This is a genomic window from Streptomyces phaeolivaceus (assembly GCF_009184865.1).
GTDB classification, from domain to species: domain Bacteria; phylum Actinomycetota; class Actinomycetes; order Streptomycetales; family Streptomycetaceae; genus Streptomyces; species Streptomyces phaeolivaceus.
Map to the genome: position 1 here is coordinate 2,816,180 of NZ_CP045096.1, position 17,263 is coordinate 2,833,442.

Consider the following 17,263-nt stretch of genomic DNA (forward strand, 5'->3'; position numbering starts at 1 on the left):
ACCCTTGCCGTCGTCGGGGGAAACAGCACGGTCACCCACCATTCCTTCGTGAGGCTGGAGCGTCCGGCATGGCCAAGAGCGCGGAACCTGAGAGACGTACGGGGGCGGGGCCCGGTCGGCGGCGGGTGATCGGTACGGCCGCGGCGGCGGGCGTCGCGGTCGCGGCCGGTGGGGTCGTGGGGAGCCCGGCCTCGGCCGCCGCCCCTCCCCTCCTCGGCACCTACGACGTCGTCGTCATCGGCTCCGGCGCGGCCGGCATGACCGCCGCGCTCACGGCGGCGAAGCAGGGGCTGAGTTGTGTCGTCGTGGAGAAGGCGCCGACGTTCGGGGGGTCGGCGGCGCGGTCGGGGGCCGGGATCTGGCTGCCGAACAACAGTGTGATCAAGGCGGCGGGGGTGCCGGACACCCCGGCCAAGGCGGCGCAGTACCTCGCGGCCGTGGTCGGTGACGAGGTGCCCGCCGACCGGCAGAAGGCGTTCCTGGATCACGGGCCCGCCATGCTGTCGTTCGTCATGGCGAACAGTCCGCTGCGGTTCCGGTGGATGGAGGGGTACAGCGACTACTACCCGGAGCTGCCGGGCGGGTTGCCGAACGGGCGGTCCATCGAGCCGGACCAGTTCGACGGGAACCTGCTGGGCGAAGAGCTGGCCCGGCTGAATCCCGCCTATCTGGCCACGCCCGCCGGGATGGTGGTCTTCAGCGCCGACTACAGGTGGCTGGCGCTGACCGCCGTGAGCGTGAAGGGGCTGGCCGTCGCCACGGAGTGCCTCGCCCGGGGGACGCGGGCCGCGCTGCTCGGGCAGAAGCCGCTCACCATGGGGCAGGCGCTGGCGGGCGGGCTGCGCGCCGGACTGCTCGGCGCCAATGTGCCGGTCTGGCTCAACACCCCTTTGACCGACCTGTACTTGGAGAACGGGGCCGTGACGGGGGCGGTCGTCACCAAGAACGGCTCCACCGGACTGGTCCGCGCCCGCCGGGGCGTCGTCGTCGGCTCCGGCGGCTTCGAGCACAACGCGGCCATGCGGGCGCGGTACCAGGAGCAGCCCGTCGGGACGCGGTGGACGGTGGGGGCGAAGGAGAACACCGGGGACGGGATCCGGGCCGGCCGGCGGGCCGGTGCCGATCTCGCGCTGATGGACGACGCCTGGTGGGGACCGGCCGTCGACACCCCGGGCCAGGCCTGGTTCTGTCTCGCCGAACGCACCCTGCCCGGTGGGCTGTTGGTCAACGGGGCCGGTGCGCGGTTCGTCAACGAGGCGGGGCCGTACAGCGATGTCGTCCACACGATGTACGAGAAGGACACCGCGTCCGCCGGGCACATCCCGGCCTGGCTGATCGTCGACCAGAACTACCGCAACCGGTATCTGTTCAAGGACATCGCGCCGACCTTCCCGTTCCCCGACGAGTGGTACGACGCGGAGGCCGTCCACAAGGCGTGGTCGATCGACGCGCTGGCCGGTGCCATCGGGGTTCCCGCCGCGGCCCTCCGCTCGACCGTCGACCGCTTCAACTCCCTTGCCCGGCAGGGCGACGACACGGACTTCGGGCGCGGCGACAGCGTGTACGACCACTACTACACGGACCCGTCCGTCACCCCCAACTCCTGCCTGGCGCCTCTGTGGTTGCCGCCCTACTACGCCCTGCGCATCGTCCCGGGCGACCTCGGCACCAAGGGCGGCCTCCTCACCGACGCCCGCGCCCGTGTCCTCCGCCCGGACGGCACGGTGATCCCCGGCCTGTACGCGGCGGGCAACGCCAGCGCCGCCGTGATGGGCCGCAGTTACGCGGGCGCCGGTTCGACGATCGGCCCCGCGATGACCTTCGGATACGTGGCCGCGCTCGACATCGCCGGGAAGCTGTAGCTCACGTCGGGCGGCGCAGGTCGATCCACGGGATCGTGTCGCCGTCCAGCAGATAGCGCTCGGTCTCCACGAACCCGTGGCCGAGCGCGAACCGCAGTCCGTCCTCGTTCGCCTCCAGTACGCAGGTCTCGATCACCCGGGCGCCCAGCTCCCGCGCCCGCCGCACCGCCCGCTCGTACAGCTGCTCGCCGAAGCCGCGCCGCCGGTGTTCGGCGAGCACCCGGGCGATGACCGTGGCCGTGGCGCCGTCCCCCTCGGGCGGGCGGACCGTGGAGTTGCCGACGAGGACGCCTTCGGCGTACGCGAGTTCCAGATGGTTGCGTACGGCGCGCTCGCGGACGTCGTCGAGGGTGAGGAGATGCGTCGGGATGATCGTGTTGTGGACGTGTCGCCAGGCTTCGAGTTCCTCGTCCCCGCCCGTTCCGTCCACGCGCTTGATGTCGAGGTCGCTCACGGCGTCAGCCTAGGCCTCGGCGACGGGCCCGTCGACGGGCCCGTCGCCGAGGAGCGCGTACGCCCGTACCGGGAAGGTGCCCATGCCCTCCACGGCCGGTGGCGCGGCATGGAAACGGAAGCCCTGCGGCGGCAGTCGCTCCAGGCCCCGGAGGTGTTCGACGACGGGGATGCCGGCCGCGAGCAGGCCGGTGTGGGCGGGGCGGGTGCCGTCCTCGGTGTCGTCGATGTTGAGGGTGTCCATGCCGACGAGGACCGCGCCCCGGTCCACCAGCCAGGCGACGGCGTCGGCGGTGAGGTAGGGGTGGCCGTGGCCGTACCGCTCGGTGCCCCAGTGCCGGTCCCAGCCCGTGTGGATCAGCACCGCCCGGCCGGTCACGTCGTACGGCAGCAGCGTCTCGCGGTCGACGGCCCGGCCGCGGTCGGCGATGCCCTCGACGCGTACGACGACGCCGTCGAGGTCGATCAGCCGGTCGAGCGGCAGCGCGGCGAGGTCGTGCCCGCCGTCGAAGCGGTGGAAGGGGCTGTCCACATACGTACCGGTGTTGGACACCATCGAGATCCGGCCCATGGCGAACTCGGTGCCGGGCGCGTAGATCTCCCGGGACGCCTCCCGGGTGAGGTGCTCGCCGATCTCGGGCCCGGGGAGGCCGGGGTAGGTGATCATCCCGTGCCGGACGGGGTGGCTGAGGTCGACGATCCGCCGTTGCTTGTTACCCATGTCCCGATCCTCTCTGCAGCACCACTTCACCACAAGCAAGATTTACTGAAGTGGCACTACAGTACGGCTTATGGAACTGGACCCCCGCCGACTGCGCGTCCTGCGCGCCGTGGCCCTGCGCGGTGGTGTGGTGGACGCGGCGAAGGTGCTGCATCTGACGCCGTCGGCCGTGTCGCAGCACCTCGCGCAGTTGGAGCGGGAGGTGGGCCAGCCGCTGGTGGACCGTTCGCGGCGCCGGGCGGGCCTGACCCCGGCGGGCCGGCTCCTGGCGGCACGGGCCGAGCGGATCGAGCACGAACTGACGGAGGCCCGCCGTGAACTCGCCGAGCTGACCGGCCGTTCGACCGGGCCGGTGACGGTCGCCGCGTTCTCCTCGGCGGTCTGCCATCTGCTCGTCCCGGCCCTCGCCGCCCTCGCCGACAGTCACCCGGGCCTGGAGCCGAGGGTGGTGGAGGCGGAGGGCGCGGACGCCCTGCGCGAGCTGCGCACCGGTGGTCTGGATCTGCTGGTCGTCGAGTACGACGCCGCCGATCCCGATCCGCACGAGCAGGGGCGTGACCTGGCGTCCGCGCCGGTCGCCGACGACGAGTACCGCGTGATCACGCCCGCCGACTGGTCGCCGCCGCCCCGCTCGGTCCGCGACCTGGCCGACCGCCCCTGGGTCACCGCCCCGCCCGGCACGGCGTGCGGCCGTGCCCTGGCCCGGATCTCCGCCCAGTACGGCTTCACCCCGGACCGCGCCCACACCGCCGTGGAGTTCCCGACGACCCTGGCCCTGGTCCGGGCCGGCCTGGGCGCGGCCGTCGTCCCCACCCTCGCCCTCACCGACACCCCACCCGACACCGTCGCCCTCCCCACGGTCCGGGTAGCGGGCCACCGTCGCATCGCGGCGGTCTGGCCGGCCTCCCCCTCGGGCCCCCAGCCCCGCGCCTCGGCCCTGGTCGAGGCCCTCCAAGAGTCCGCCCTGAACCTGGGCCTGACACCCGCACCCGTCGACTCACCGCTCCCCCCGCCCCCGTAGACGCCCCCTCTCCACCCCCAGCCCCACAAAGAACTCCACGGCCCCCGGCTCGTCCACGGAGGCCGGATTCACCACGTCCTCAGGTGCCGCCCCCTGCAACAACCGCTTCACCGGCACCTCCAACTTCTTCCCCGTCCGCGTATGCGGAATGGCCGGTACGGCGATGATCTCGTCGGGGACATGCCGAGGCGACACCCGGTCGCGGATCTCCGAGCGGATACGCCCCCGCAGGGCGTCGTCCGGCTCGACCCCGGCCCCGAGGACGACGAACAGCGGCATCCAGTACTCCCCGTCCGCCTCCTCCGCCCCGATCACCAGCGCCTCCGCGATCTCCGGCAGCCGCTCGACCACGTCATGGATGTCCGCGCTCCCGAGCCGCACCCCGTTGCGGTCGAGCGTGGAGTCGGAGCGGCCGCGGACGATCACCGAGCCGTGTCCGGTGACGGTGATCCAGTCGCCGTGCCGCCATACACCGGGATACGAGGAGAAGCAGGCGTCCCGGTAGCGGCTGCCGTCGGGGTCGTTCCAGAAGTACAGCGGCATGGACGGCAGCGGCCGGGTGACGACCAGCTCACCCACCCGGTCCACCACCGGCGCCCCCTCGGCGTCGTACGCGGCGAGCGCCACCTCGAGATGGGGCGCCGACAACTCCCCTGCCCACACGGGTGTGTTGGGCGCCCCGCCCGCGAAGCCGGACACGATGTCCGTACCGCCGCTGACGGAGACCAGCCGCACCCGCTCGCCCATGTGCGCGGCGACCCAGGGGTACGCGGAGGCGGGCGGCGCGGAGCCCGTGCAGCCGACCGTGCGGATCGAGGAGGGGTCGTGGACGGACGGGTCGATGCCGAACCTGGCCATGCCGAGGAGGTATTGGGGGCTGGTGCCGAAGAGGGTGACGCGATGGCGGGCGGCCAGCTCCCAGAGGATGTCCGGCCTGCTGAGCAGCGCGGGACTGCCGTCGTACGTGCAGGTCGTGGCCCCGGTCAGCAGCGTGGGCACGACCAGGTTCCACATCATCCAGTGGGTGGTGGTGTACCGGAGGAGACGGTCGCCGGGGCCCAGGTCGGACTGGAGGCCGAGGGTCTTGAGGTGCTCCAGCAGCACTCCGCCGTGGCCGTGGACGATGCCCTTGGGCAGTCCGGTCGTGCCGGAGGAGAAGACGATCCAGAGAGGATGGCCGAACGGCACGCTGACGCAGGGGAGTTCCTCGTCGCGGGTGGCCGCGTCCTCTCAAGGGATCACCAGGGAGGGGTAGTTGCCGGTGTGCACGGCAGGCCTGCATGGCCGACCAGCAGGGTCGCCTTCAACCCGGGCAGGGCGCGGGCGAGTTCGAGGACGGCCTCGCGGCGGTCGTGCGTGGTGCCGTTGAAGAGAGAGCCGTCGGCCGCGATCAGCACGGTCGGTTCGAGCCGGCCGAAGCGGTCGGCGGCGGCCTGGGGCGCGTAGTCCTGGCCGCCGCCGACCAGACCGCGCCGAGGCTCGCGGCGGCGAGGAACGCGATGATCGCGTGCGGGGTGTTGGGCAGATACCCGACGACCCGGTCCCCCGGCCCCACCCCCAGCTCCCGCAGGGTCGCGGCGACCGAGGCGACCGAGGCGACCCGTGCGCGCAACTGCCGTCCGGTCACCTCGTATCCGGCGCCCGTCTCGTACTTATTGATGAAATCATCAAGTTCGATGAAGTAGCCGTCAAGGGGTCGGCGAGATTAAGTGATGGAATCATCAGAACTGTGATCGACTTCGTCGCCGTGGCTAGAATCACCGCATGTCGATGTCAGCCCCGCCCGGCAACCGCTTCGAACGACGGCGCGCCGAGACGCGTCAGGCGCTGGTGCGCGCGGCTCGGCGGATCCTCGCCGAGACCGGTGACACCGGTGACACCGGTGCCAGCATCCAGACGATCGCCGAGCGCGCGGACGTCGGCTTCGGCTCCTTCTACAACCACTTCTCGTCGAAGGCGGAGCTGTTCGACGCGGCGGTGGCGGACGCCCTGGAGGAGTTCGGACGGACCTTCGACGAGCGACTGGCCGGGATCGAGGATCCGGCGGAGCTGGTCGCGGCCGGATTCCGGTTCAGCGTCCGGATGGTCGACTCGCATCCGGAGCTGATGCAGGTCCTGCGCCGCCGGGGCCTCCAGCACATCCACTCCGACCAGGGTCTGGCGCCCCGCGCGCTGCGCGACCTCCAGGCCGGCATCGCCTCGGGCCGCTTCCTGCCGTCCGACCCGGTCGTCACCCTCACCGCGATGGGCGGCTCCCTGGTCTCCCTCGTCGAACTCCGCTTCAACCGCCCCGACATCGACCCCGACACCACCGCCACGGCCCTCGCCGAACTCATGCTCCGCATGCTGGGCGTCCCCCCGGACGAGGCCCACGCCATCTCCCACCGCGCCTTGCCGGACCTCGACGGGTAGCGGGGCCGGACGCCGGGAGGGGAGGGGCGGCCTTCCAGCGCCACGCCGCCCTCCCCAACACCACGCAAGGACCCGGGCACCCCTCGCGGAGTGATCCCGGGTCCCTCGGCCAAGGGCTCGCGGTGGCTAGTGGACAGCGTCCGTGCGGGTCTCCGCGCTCCCGCCGTCCGCCGCCCCGGTCTCCCGCGCGGCGGCCTTTGCGAAGCCGCGGCGGCCCGGCAGTACCGCGAGGACGATCACGGTTCCGGCGGCCATGATGATCCCACCGATCAGGCTGGTCTGGGCGACGCCGTGGGCGAAGGCCTGGTGGACGGCGTCCACGACCGCCTGGGCCTGCTGAGGACCGGCGGACGGATCCTGGGCGACACGCTCGGCCACGGCCAGACCACCGCCGACCGAGTCCTTGGCCGTCTCCATCGCGGCGGCCGGAAGCTGGTCGCCGACCAGGTCGGTCAGCTCGTCCCGGTAGGCGGTGCCCAGCAGCGAGCCCAGCACCGCTATACCCAGCGCACCACCCAGCTCCAGCGCGGTGTCGTTGGCACCGCCGCCGACGCCCAGCTCGGACTCGGGGAAGGAGTCCATGATCGTGTCGGTCGCCGGGGAGACGCTCAGCCCGATCGCGAAGCCCAGCACCACCCGACCGCGCTCAGGCGAACACGAGCAGCCCTTCGGGGCCTACCGTACGTGCACCATGACGCCGGCCCCTGCTTGGCGACCACCGAACCGCGGGACCGGCTCTCCTCCTCCACAGCGGCGGGAATCATGGTCACCGTCAGTGACCTTTTCAGCCTGGCGGAGCTGCCCGGACAGCACGATCTCAGCACCTCCACGGAAGTCACTCGCCCGTCGGCGGCCCCCATCCCTCGCCGAGGGGAGCCGGTGCACCGGTGGGAGCGGGCGTTCCGAGCGGCGCGCCGTATACCCGTCCTATGTGTTCCCACGACGTCGAGGCCAGCACAACCTCTTGATCGAACAGCTCAGGCTGGAGCACGAGGACTGTGGCGGACTGCAGAGCTCGAACATAGTTGAGAAGTTCGATCGCACTGATCATCACACAGGCAACCAGGGGCACTGCGGCCCGGAACCGTTCGGACAAACCGCCCGGGTTCCGCTCCGCGATCGCAGCCCTTCCCGTCTTCCCCCATCGCAACCGGGGACGCTCGTCGGCCTTCCCTCAAGAGACCCGCCGCAGCGGGCAATACGAACCACGGCACGTCCCCCAGCTGCTGCCCGAGGACTGGCTCGCGAACTCTGTGCCTTCGACGGCATTCCCCGAGGGCAACCGCATCGCGACGCCGCGATCCGCCTGGTCCAGATGGTCGACGACATCCCCCACGCCCAGGCCGGAGCCTTCCTCGGCATCCCCTACCCCCTCGGCCTGGCCAACGGCGCGCGGGTGACAGCCTGGCTCCACCGCGCAGGGCGAGCCCCCGACTGTTTCCAAGCACTCTCCCGGATCGCCGACCGCCTCACAGCGTCTCCACGCGTCGACTACCACTTTCGCCGGGAGCACCTGGACATCAGCCACTGGCAGGCATGTCCGCTCGCGTGCCGGTGGCGCGTTCTTCCCAGGGTGTCGGCGGCACCTCACGCTTGACGCCTCAAGTGATCGTCGTGGGTGGCCGGGGACGTCAAGCGCGCTGCCCAGGGCGGGTCGGCGCCGGGGACGGAGCAGGTGCGGGCGGCGACGCGGGCGGCGAAGGTGCAGGCGTCGGCGGTGTCGTCGAGGGTGAGGGTGTCGAGTCGGCCGCCGAGGTGTCCGAGTGCGCAGAGGCGGTGCAGCAGTCCGGCGGTGAAGGAGTCGCCGGCGCCGACCGTGTCGACGACGTTCACGGCCGGGGCGGGGACGGTGACGCGGTGGCCGTCGAGGGAGGCGAGTGCGCCGCGTTCGCCGAGGGTGATGACGACGAGTCGGGCTCCTGCTTCGTGCCAGGTGTCGCAGACTTGTTCGGGGGTGGCGCCTGGCAGGAGCAGGGCGAGGTCGTCTTCGCTGAGGCGGAGGATGTCGGCGAGGGTGCACCAGTGGTGGAGCCGCTGGCGGTAGGCGCTGGGCGGTACGAGCAGGGGCCGGACGTTGGGGTCGATGGAGACGGTGGCGTGCTCGCGTACGTCGGCGAGGTGGTCCTCGATGTGGCTTCCTCCGGGCTGGCGTATGAGTGCCAGGGAGCCGGTGTGCACGGCGACGGTGTCCCGGTCCGGTGCGGTGGCGGTGAGTTCGTCCGGGGTCCACTGCCAGTCGGCGGCGCCGTCGGCGAAGAAGGAGTAGGCGGCCTGGCCGGTGTTGTCGAGGGCGGCGACGGCGAGGGTGCTGGGTTCAGGCGCGGTCGTGACGCTGCCGGTCAGGTCGACGCCGGAGGCGGTGAGGTGGCTGCTGAAGAGGGTGCCGAAGACGTCGTGGGAGATGCGGGCGAGGAGGCGGGTGGGGGTGCCGAGCCGGGCGAGGGCGACGGCGGTGTTGGCGGGTCCGCCCCCGGGCAGGACGTTGAGGGCGAGGTGGGCGGGGGTGGAGCGGGCGGGGTCGGTGAAGGCGTCGGCGACACATTCGCCGATGACGGTGATGCCGTGGGTGGCCATGCTCTTGAAGGGTCTCTCTGCGGAGGTGGACGCGGGTGCGGGTGCTTGGTGGGCGGTGTCAGCCTTTGACGGCGGAGCTGGCGACGCCTTGGACGAACCACCGCTGGAAGAACGCGAAGACGATCAGTACGGGCAGGACCAGGAGGACGCCGAAGGCGAGTACCTGGCCCCAGTCCACGGGCATCTGTCCCTGGAAGACGCTCATTTCCAGCGGCAGCGGCCGTACGGCGGGGTCGGAGACCATCAGGACGGGCCAGAGGAAGGAGCCCCACTGGGTGAGGAAGGTCAGGATCGCGACGGAGGCGAAGACCGGCTTGCTCATGGGGACGATGATCGCGAAGAAGGTGCGCCAGGGGCCGGCGCCGTCGATTCGGGCTGCTTCTTCGATGCTGGGCGGGATGGCGCGGAAGAAGGTGGCGAACTGATAGATGGAGAAGGCGTTGGCGATGAAGGGGATCGCCTGGATGTAGATGGTGTTGCGCTGGTCGTTGAACATGTAGAAGAGCGGGACCGCGACGGCTTCGAACGGGACGAGCATCAGCAGCAGGACGATGCCGAAGACGGCCCTCTGGCCTTTCCAGCGCAGGCGGGCAAGGCCGTAGGCGGCCATGGAGTTGATGATCATGCCGCCGAGGACCACGACGGTGGACAGGAGCAGGGAGATGCCCATGAAGCGCCAGAAGTAGCCGGTGGCGTCGGAGTTGAAGCTGTCAAGGACGGCGGTGTAGTTGTCGAGGGACAGGTGGGTGGGCAGGAAGCCGGACAGGCCGTCGAGTACCTGGTCGGAGGGCTTGAAGCTGCCGACGATCAGATACAGCACGGGCAGGACGAAGATGAAGGCCAGCACGCTCAGGACGGCGTAGTCCAGCAGGCGGCGCAGGGGAGTGCGGGTCTGGGCCATGGGGGATCAGTCCTCGTTGCCGGTACCGACGGCGCGGCGCTGGATCAGGGTCAGGGCGACGACGATCAGGAAGAAGACGACGGTGATCGCGGACGCCTGGCCGATGTTGTTCTGGTCGAAGGCGGTGGTGACGGCCTGGTACATCACCGTGCGCGTGGCGTCCTCGTCGAGTCCGCCGCCCTTCACCAGCACGTACACCTGGTCGAACACCCGGAACGACAGCACCGAGGTGAGCATGGCGACGAAGACGAGGGTGCCGCGGATGCCTGGCAGGGTGACATGCCGGAACTGCTGCCAGCGTGAGGCGCGGTCGAGTTCGGCGGCTTCGTAGAGTTCGCCGGGGATCTGCTGGAGGCCGGCGAGGAGGATGACCATCTGGAAGCCGACACCCTGCCAGATGGACAGCACGATGATCGAGGCCATGGCGGTGAGCCCGTCGCCGAGCCAGTCGAAGGCGCCCCAGTGGCCGAAGCTCACTGTGTCGAGTGTGGAGTTGAGGAGGCCGTCGCCGCTGCGGGCGAGGATGAGGCGCCAGATGACGGCGACCAGGGCCATGGGGAAGACTACCGGCAGGAAGAACAGCGACCGGAACAGGCCGATGGCTTTGAGCTTGCGGTTGAGCAGGATCGCGAGTCCGAGGGCGAGGCCGGTCTGCACGGGGACGACGACCACGGCGAAGGTCAGGTTGTTGACCAGCGCCCGCAGGAACGGGCCGGACATGTCGGGGTCGGTGAACAGCCGCCGGTACTGCTCGATGCCGAAGAAGGTGGGCTCCAGCGGGGAGCCGAGGCGCACGTTGTAGAAGGAGAGCACGACCGCGTAGACGAACGGCACGCCGACGAAGGCGATGAGGCCGCCGAGGGCGGGTGCGGACATCAGCAGTCCGTGCAGCCATTCGCGGTTCCCGCGCCGGGGCCGTGAGTGCTTGGCGGAGGTCGGTGGCGGGGTCGGCTTCCTGCCGGCGGGCGTGGCGGGTGCGGGGTTCACGGTGGTCACGGTAGGGGTCCTCTTCCGGGCCGGGACGCGACGGACATGGTCAGGGTGTGTCCGCCGCGTCCCGGCTGCTCATGCCGGTTACGGGATCTGGTAGCCGGCGTTGTCGGAGAAGTCCTGGTCGATGGCGCGGGCGGCCTTGGCCAGGGCGGTCTTCGGGTCGGCGCCGCCGTAGATGTCGCTCAGGGCCTGGCTGAACTTGGCGGTGACCGTGGGGTATCCGGCCGTGACCGGACGGGTCACGGCGACGCAGGACTTGTCGATCTGCGAGTCGCCGCAGGGCTTGGCGAGCTGGTCGGCGAACAGCTGCAGCGGGCCGCCCTGCTTGTACAGCTCACTCTTCTCCAGCACGGACAGGGTTCCGGGAGGGGCACCGTTGGCCGTGGTCATCGCGGTGACGTTGGCGTCGTTGAGGAGGGTGTCGAGGAAGGCGCCGGCGGCCTTGCCGTTCTTGGTGTTGGCGCCGATGCCCCACTGCCAGGAGCCCTGGCCGGTCTTGGTGCCGTTGCCGAAGTCGGGCAGCGGCAGCACGACCAGATCGTCACCGAGGGCCTTGCTGAACGCCGGGTACATCCAGTGGCCGACCCAGCTGAGCGCGACGCGGTCCTTGGTGAAGGCGTTACCGTCGGTGTTGGGGTCGGTGTAGGTCTTCCAGCCCTGGAAGGTCTTCAGCGCCGTGGCCACTTCCGGGGTGTCCAGGACGCCTTCGGCCTTGCCGTTGCTCAGCAGCGATCCGCCGGCCGACCAGACGATGGGGGCGAAGCCGTAGGTGCCCCACTCGTTGGCGAAGCCCCCCGCCTCGCCCAGGTCCAGGCTCTTGCCGTCGGAGTCGTCGGCGGCCAGCTTCTTGACGGCCGCGGTGAACTCGGCCGCGGTCCAGGCGTCCTCCACACCGGTCGGGTACTTGATCCCGGCCTCGTCGAGGAGCTTCTTGTTGCCGTAGATGCCGAGGCCGGAGTCGAACATGCCCAGCCCGTAGTGCTTGCCGCCGATCTCGCCTTGCGCCTTGATGGCGTCGGTGGCGTTGCCCATGGTCTTGACGGAGACGTAGTCGTCGATCGGGGAGAGCTTCTTGTTGTAGACGAAGTTCGCCATGGTCGGGCCGTCGAACTCCATCACGTCCGGCAGCTTGGAGGCGTCGGTGGCGGTGATGGTCTTGGTGTAGTCGGTGTCGGGGATCAGGGTCAGCTTGACCTTGACCTTGTCCTGCGAGGAGTTGAAGGACTTCACCGCGTTCTGCACCGCGTCGGCCTCACTCTTCTGGCCCTGGTGGGCCCAGACGGTGATGGTGCCCTTGCCGCTGCCCTCCTCGGCGGAGGTGTCACCGCTGCTGTCACCGCTGCCGCCGCCGCAGGCGGCCAGCGCGGCCAGCGGAAGGACGAGGGCCAGCGCCGTACAGGCCGTCCGGCGGGGTCTTCTGCTTCCGGCGTTCATCGTGGGTGCCTCCGTGTGTGGTGCCGGGATGAGGGTGGGTGATGCGGATGTGCCGTGGGGGTGTGGGGACTTGGGGATGGGGGTGTGAGGGGCCGTCATAGGAGCCGGCCTTCCGGCTCTGCGGCCTTCGCGCTCGGCTCCTTGACGACCAGGGGGCGCAGGGCCCAGGCGTCGACGGAGTAACCGAGGCCGACGTCCGGTGCGCTGTGGGCCTGCAGGCGCCACGGGCTGTCGCCCGTCGGGTAGAAGCGCAGAGTGAGGACCTGCCCGGTGGAGGTCAGGAAGACTTCGGCGAGGGAGTGGTCGACGATCACGCGCAGCTCGATGGGCCCATCGGCGGGGCAGGGCATCCGGTAGGAACCGCCCTGGGCCCGGTCGTCCAGCGAGGCGTGATCGCGGTCGACGATGAGTTCGCCGGTGGCGGCGTCGTAGCGGATGTCGAGGTACTCGGAGCCGTCGGGGGTGGTGAGCAGCCGCAGACAGGCGCCTTCGGCCGGCTCCAGGCGGGCCGTCAGGTCGAAGGCACGGCCGACGCAGCCGAGGTCCACCGGCTGCGGGCCGTACAGCTCGCCCGAGGCATGGACGGTGTGCTCGCCGCGCAGGGCGAGCAGTTCGGCCGCCGGCTGCTGCCGGAGCGTGCCGTCGGCGCCGACCGAGATCTCGCGGGGCACCGTGAGCACGCCGGCCCACCCGTCGGCGACGGACCAGGCTTCCTCACGTGCCTCCCAGGACCAGCCCCACAGCAGCCACCGGCCGCCCGGTGCGCGCAGCAGCGCGGGTGCGTAGCAGTCGGGGCCGTGGTCGACCAGCACAGGAGGGCCGCCCTCGAAGACATCGCCGTGTTCCTCACCGACCAGGGCCACCAGGCATCGTGGAGTGGCGTCGTCCTCGTACCACGCGCTGAAGATGAGGGCACCGGGCCGACCTGACTGTGCGGGGAGGTACTGGGGGCACTCCCAGCCCTCGCCGGTGCGCAGGTCGGTGCCGGTGACCGGTTCCGGCGCGCGGGCGTCGAGTGGCCCCAGGTAGGTCCAGGTCTCCAGGTCGGGTGACACGTACTGCAGGACCGCGCCGCGGCCGTCGGAGAGGGCGGCGCCGACCAGCATCCGCCAGCCCTCGCCGTCCCTCCACACGTACGGGTCGCGGTACATGGTGCAGCCCTCGGGCCACTCGGGGATGAGGAGGTTCTCGCGCGGGGTGAAGGTCCGGCCGCCATCGAGGGAGGTGGCGGTGGTGACCGGCTGGTGCTGGGGCGAGCGGTCCCAGCGGTTCGCGGAGTAGAAGGCGACCAGCCGCTCGCCGTCCGAGACGGCGTTGCCGGAGAAGCAGCCGTCGGCGTCCTCGCCTCCGGCGGTCGGGGTCAGGGCGATCGGCAGTGGCTCCCAGGTCAGCAGGTCGGGGCTGCGGAAGTGGGCCCAGTGCATGTTCGCGTGCGTCGCACCGTAGGGGTTGTACTGGTGGAAGACGTGGTAGTGGCCGTCATGGAAGACCAGCCCGTTGGGGTCGTTGATCCAGTTCCTCGGCGGACGCAGATGCGCGACGGGCCGGTAGGGATCGAGGAGTGCGGTGGACACACACGTGCCTTTCGGTAGTGCAGGAGGGCGCGCGGGGACAGCCGGCGGAGGCAGCCGGGCCGGTCAGCAAGGCAACGGGATCACGCAGCAGGCGAACCCATCTGTCGCAGCCATGGCGTGAGCGGACGTCGCCCGACAGGGGACCGCCGACCACACACCCTCGTCCAGCAGATCGGGGCGAGTGCTGGCGTACGCAGCCGCAGTGGCAGAGCCGGTGCCGGAAGTGCTGCCGATACCGACTGTCTGACCGGCTGTTGCAGCAGGAAGGAGTCCGGCCGTGCCCGCGTGCCCAGGGCGCTGGCGATCTTCACCGTTGCGCCGGGGCGAGCTGTCCAGGACGGGCTATGGAGTGGCCCCGCCCCCACCCGCCGGGACGGACAAGGGCCCCGTGGGCGCGGTGGAACGGGAGATGGCGCCGGATATCAGCCGGTCTCGGCTGCCGGTCGGCGCATTGAAAACGCTGGGGGACATACGTGTACCCTCACTGTGTTCCGTGTACTGACAGGACCGACGACCGGTCTCAACGGTCGCCTGTCGTAGTGCAATGCTTCGCCGTCCCGAGGTCAGAGTCGGGGCGGCGAAGCGACCGATGCCCGCGCCACCAGCGGGCAAGACAGCAACTCCTGAGCATCCGGGCCCGGTGGCCGACCCGGAGTCCTGGTGAGAGCGAGCAACTGGGCAACAGCCCGCGCCCCCATCTCGTAGTGCGGAAGCTGGACGGTGCTCAGCGCCGGGTAAAGGGCCTCGCAGACCAGCTCCTGGTTGTCGAACCCCACGACCGACAGATCGCCGGGGACGAACAGTCCCAACTCGGCGGCAGCCCGGTACACACCGGCGGCCATCCGGTCGTTGAAGCAGAACAACGCCGTCGGACGCCTCTCGGCTGTCAGCAACCTCCGCGCGGCCCGGTAGCCCGCAGCCACATCACCCGCGGCGGTGCCCACGGGCGCCGCTGTCTCAGCGGCGACCAGCGACGGGTCATAGGCGACACCGGCCTCGTCCAGGGCCTTGCGGTAGCCCTCGATACGGCCGTGCAGAGCCGGGATGTCAGCCGTTCCCACGACCATCCCGATCCTGCGGTGACCGTGGCCGGTCAGCTCACGCACCGCCGTGTAGCCGCCCTGAACCTCATCGGGCACCACGAACGGAACCGCGAGATCCTCGGGCCGGGCGTCCAGCAGCACCGTGGGCGTCGAGCGCAGGCTCTCCGGCAGTCTCACGACCCGGTGGTACATCGCCGCGTACAGCACACCGTCGACCTGCCGCTGGAGCAGCATCTCGATACTCCGGCGCTCCAGATCGGCGTCCCCTCCGGTGTTGACCAGCAGCAGCACCATGCCCTGGGCTGCTGCGGCCTCCTGCGCACCGAGAATGATCCCGCCCGCGTTGGGAGAAGTGGCGATCTCGTCGCTGATGAAACCGATGGTCTGCGAACGCTGCGTCCGCAGGCCCCGGGCCAGCCCGTTCGGCGCGTACCCGAGCTCTGCGGCGACCTGCAGAACCCGCTGCCGGGTCTCCGCGCTGGCCCGCTTGCCCTCCACGTCGTTCAGGATGTGCGACACGGTCGCGGTCGACACACCTGCCGCCGCGGCCACGTCCTTGATCCCGATCCGGCGCGCCATGAACCCCTGCCCAAAGTAGTGGAAACCGGGTTGGCTAAACGTTTAGCCATCGGTGTGCACATGAGAGTGCCCCCGGTCACAGCTCCTGTCAATGGCCCGTTACGAACTCTTGTCCGCGACGTGTCCCCCGGTCGGCAGCCGTGCCTGCCGAGCGGCTCGACGGTGGCGGCGGAGTTCATGCTCGGCGGGTGCCAGGGATGGCAGGCCGGTGATGATCGGGAGATGCGTCCGCGACGTAGGCTGTGCCGCCACGGTCCGGGGTGGGCGAGCAAGGCGAACAAGAGGTGGGGAACTTGAATGGGAAGCGGATCGCGGTCAAGGTCGGCCTCGCGTTCGCCGGATGCGTGCTCTTGGTTCTGGCTGCCGTGGCTTTGCGCCCTCTGGTCGGGCACGGCGGCTCCGGTTCCCCGGCAGAGCCGGTGTCCGGGCCTCCTGTGGGCCTGGAGCCGGTGGCCACTCCGTCCGTGGCCGGCCCGGTGCCGCGCGGCAGCGGCAGCGGGACCGCCGATGACGTGAACGGGGACGGGTACGCGGACCTGGTCTACGCCGCGCCCGCCCTTGGCGCGCCGAGTGCGGACGGCGACGACGGGCGGTCCGCCTACCTCGGTGTGGTCTACGGTTCCCCACGGGGACTTGACCCGACCACCCGCACTGTCATCGAGCCGGAGGACACCCGCCTTCCCCCCTACCTGGCCCCGGGAACGCTCCCGACCGCCGATCTCGACGGTGACGGCTTCGCGGACATCCTGGCCGGCGGGCATGTGGTCTGGGGCGGTCCCACCGGTCCGCGTGACAGTGTGCCCGCAGCGGAACTGGGCGGTGTGCCGGGGGACTTCGACGGCGACGGTCGGCAGGATCTCGCCGTGACCGAGGCCGTGGGAGAGAAATACGACGAGCAGTATCAACTCCGTGTGCTGTACGGGCCGTTCACCCGTGAGGGCAAGCCCCGCCGTACAGGGGCGGCCCGTCCGAGCCCGGTGGCCGAGGCCGGGCTCGGCTACGAGGACGCCGACTTCTCGCTCACCGCCGGTGACGCGGACGGCGACCGGGCCACCGACCTTGTCGTCACGGCCCACGGGGACGACGAGCAGGAACCCGCGGTGCTCCTGCACGGCGGCGAGGGTCCGGGCGGATTCGCGGTCCGGGCATCGTACTTGCGGACCGGCAGCTCCGTGGCGTTCGGTGACTTCGACGGCGACGGCAAGGGCGACGTCGCTGTCGGCGACAACGGCACCCGCAACGGGGAGCCGGGAGCCGACGCGCAGGACCCCGCGGTCCACGACACCGTCACCGTCCACTACGGCGGGAATCGCCCCGACAAGCGCCTCAAGCCCGGCGCGAGCGGAGACTACTTGACGGAAGACATCGACGACGACGGCCGCGACGAGCTGCTGATCTCCGTCGAGGGCGGTGTCAGAATCCTGCGTGGGAGCGCCGACGGACTGAGTACGGACAAGGCCGCCACCGTGCGCCGCGACGGCGCAGGCGAGGAGGTCCCCGCCGCCGAACGGTCGGCCCGCTTCACGACAGTGCGGGACTTCGACCGGGACGGGCGCGCCGAGGTCGTGTTCGGATGGTCCCCCGTCGGCGAACGGGGAGGCAGCACGGGGCCGTCTCGGTGGTGGGTGCTCGAAGGCGGCACCGACACGGTCACGGCTTTCACGGACGCGAAGTTCTTCGACTGAGACGACGCCCG

At 70.7% G+C, this 17,263-nt stretch carries 12 protein-coding genes and 2 pseudogenes; 4 read left to right on the forward strand and 10 right to left on the reverse strand.

Annotation, left to right across the window (positions count from 1 at the left end):
* Positions 1-68 precede the first annotated feature (68 nt).
* A complete protein-coding gene (gene kstD / locus F9278_RS13145; protein ID WP_152168492.1) occupies positions 69-1,862 on the forward strand; it encodes a 3-oxosteroid 1-dehydrogenase in 1,794 nt (597 codons plus the stop codon).
* Position 1,863: 1 nt separating this feature from the next.
* On the opposite strand, the gene F9278_RS13150 is transcribed toward kstD, so the two are convergent.
* Together F9278_RS13150 and F9278_RS13155 are read right to left on the reverse strand one after the other, a co-directional pair.
* Entirely contained in the window at positions 1,864-2,316 is a 453-nt protein-coding gene (locus tag F9278_RS13150; protein WP_152168493.1) for a GNAT family N-acetyltransferase, read from the reverse strand.
* A 9-nt stretch (positions 2,317-2,325) separates the two neighbouring features.
* On the reverse strand, positions 2,326-3,036 hold the full coding sequence (locus tag F9278_RS13155; protein WP_152168494.1) for a cyclase family protein: 711 nt from the start codon (positions 3,034-3,036) through the stop codon (positions 2,326-2,328).
* A 70-nt stretch (positions 3,037-3,106) separates the two neighbouring features.
* Here F9278_RS13155 and F9278_RS13160 point away from each other — a divergent pair, with 70 nt between their 5' ends.
* The gene (locus F9278_RS13160; RefSeq protein WP_152168495.1) at positions 3,107-4,057 is read left to right on the forward strand and encodes a LysR family transcriptional regulator; all 951 of its coding nucleotides are present in this window, start codon (positions 3,107-3,109) and stop codon (positions 4,055-4,057) included.
* Here the strand turns inward: F9278_RS13160 and F9278_RS13165 are convergent.
* A pseudogene (locus tag F9278_RS13165) lies at positions 4,034-5,705 on the reverse strand (acetoacetate--CoA ligase); the annotation flags it as partial. The gene F9278_RS13160 and the pseudogene F9278_RS13165 sit on opposite strands and share 24 nt — an antisense overlap.
* A 116-nt stretch (positions 5,706-5,821) precedes the next feature.
* On the opposite strand from F9278_RS13165, the gene F9278_RS13170 reads away from it, so the two are divergent.
* Positions 5,822-6,469, forward strand: a complete 648-nt coding sequence (locus tag F9278_RS13170) for a TetR/AcrR family transcriptional regulator (RefSeq protein ID WP_152168496.1) — start codon at positions 5,822-5,824, stop codon at positions 6,467-6,469.
* A 126-nt stretch (positions 6,470-6,595) separates the two neighbouring features.
* Here the strand turns inward: F9278_RS13170 and F9278_RS13175 are convergent.
* The 7 genes and pseudogenes from F9278_RS13175 to F9278_RS13205 all read right to left on the reverse strand — a co-directional run.
* Positions 6,596-7,105: pseudogene (locus F9278_RS13175) on the reverse strand (MFS transporter); the annotation flags it as partial.
* Between the two features lie 951 nt (positions 7,106-8,056).
* Positions 8,057-9,043, reverse strand: a complete 987-nt coding sequence (locus F9278_RS13180) for a carbohydrate kinase family protein (protein WP_152168497.1) — start codon at positions 9,041-9,043, stop codon at positions 8,057-8,059.
* Positions 9,044-9,101: 58 nt separating this feature from the next.
* Positions 9,102-9,944 (reverse strand): carbohydrate ABC transporter permease, encoded by an 843-nt coding sequence (locus F9278_RS13185; RefSeq protein ID WP_152168498.1) that lies wholly within the window; start codon positions 9,942-9,944, stop codon positions 9,102-9,104.
* A gap of 6 nt (positions 9,945-9,950) precedes the next feature.
* Entirely contained in the window at positions 9,951-10,940 is a 990-nt protein-coding gene (locus tag F9278_RS13190) for a carbohydrate ABC transporter permease (RefSeq protein ID WP_152168499.1), read from the reverse strand.
* Positions 10,941-11,018: 78 nt separating this feature from the next.
* A complete protein-coding gene (locus F9278_RS13195) occupies positions 11,019-12,371 on the reverse strand; it encodes an ABC transporter substrate-binding protein (protein ID WP_152168500.1) in 1,353 nt (450 codons plus the stop codon).
* 95 nt (positions 12,372-12,466) lie between these two features.
* Complete coding sequence (locus tag F9278_RS13200; RefSeq protein ID WP_152168501.1) at positions 12,467-13,945, reverse strand: glycoside hydrolase family 32 protein; 1,479 nt, start codon at positions 13,943-13,945, stop codon at positions 12,467-12,469.
* 563 nt (positions 13,946-14,508) lie between these two features.
* Complete coding sequence (locus F9278_RS13205; protein WP_152168502.1) at positions 14,509-15,567, reverse strand: LacI family DNA-binding transcriptional regulator; 1,059 nt, start codon at positions 15,565-15,567, stop codon at positions 14,509-14,511.
* Between the two features lie 449 nt (positions 15,568-16,016).
* On the opposite strand from F9278_RS13205, the gene F9278_RS13210 reads away from it, so the two are divergent.
* Positions 16,017-17,252, forward strand: a complete 1,236-nt coding sequence (locus F9278_RS13210; protein WP_193241460.1) for an FG-GAP repeat domain-containing protein — start codon at positions 16,017-16,019, stop codon at positions 17,250-17,252.
* The last annotated feature ends 11 nt before the right edge of the window (positions 17,253-17,263 follow it).

What these genes read in the sequence shown, in the direction of transcription:
- kstD (WP_152168492.1), top strand. Translation starts at nt 69, where the DNA reads ATGGCCAAGAGCGCGGAACCTGAGAGACGTACGGGGGCGGGGCCCGGT.
- F9278_RS13155 (WP_152168494.1), bottom strand. Translation starts at nt 3,036, where the DNA reads ATGGGTAACAAGCAACGGCGGATCGTCGACCTCAGCCACCCCGTCCGG.
- F9278_RS13160 (WP_152168495.1), top strand. Translation starts at nt 3,107, where the DNA reads ATGGAACTGGACCCCCGCCGACTGCGCGTCCTGCGCGCCGTGGCCCTG.
- F9278_RS13170 (WP_152168496.1), top strand. Translation starts at nt 5,822, where the DNA reads ATGTCGATGTCAGCCCCGCCCGGCAACCGCTTCGAACGACGGCGCGCC.
- F9278_RS13180 (WP_152168497.1), bottom strand. Translation starts at nt 9,043, where the DNA reads ATGGCCACCCACGGCATCACCGTCATCGGCGAATGTGTCGCCGACGCC.
- F9278_RS13185 (WP_152168498.1), bottom strand. Translation starts at nt 9,944, where the DNA reads ATGGCCCAGACCCGCACTCCCCTGCGCCGCCTGCTGGACTACGCCGTC.
- F9278_RS13195 (WP_152168500.1), bottom strand. Translation starts at nt 12,371, where the DNA reads ATGAACGCCGGAAGCAGAAGACCCCGCCGGACGGCCTGTACGGCGCTG.
- F9278_RS13205 (WP_152168502.1), bottom strand. Translation starts at nt 15,567, where the DNA reads ATGGCGCGCCGGATCGGGATCAAGGACGTGGCCGCGGCGGCAGGTGTG.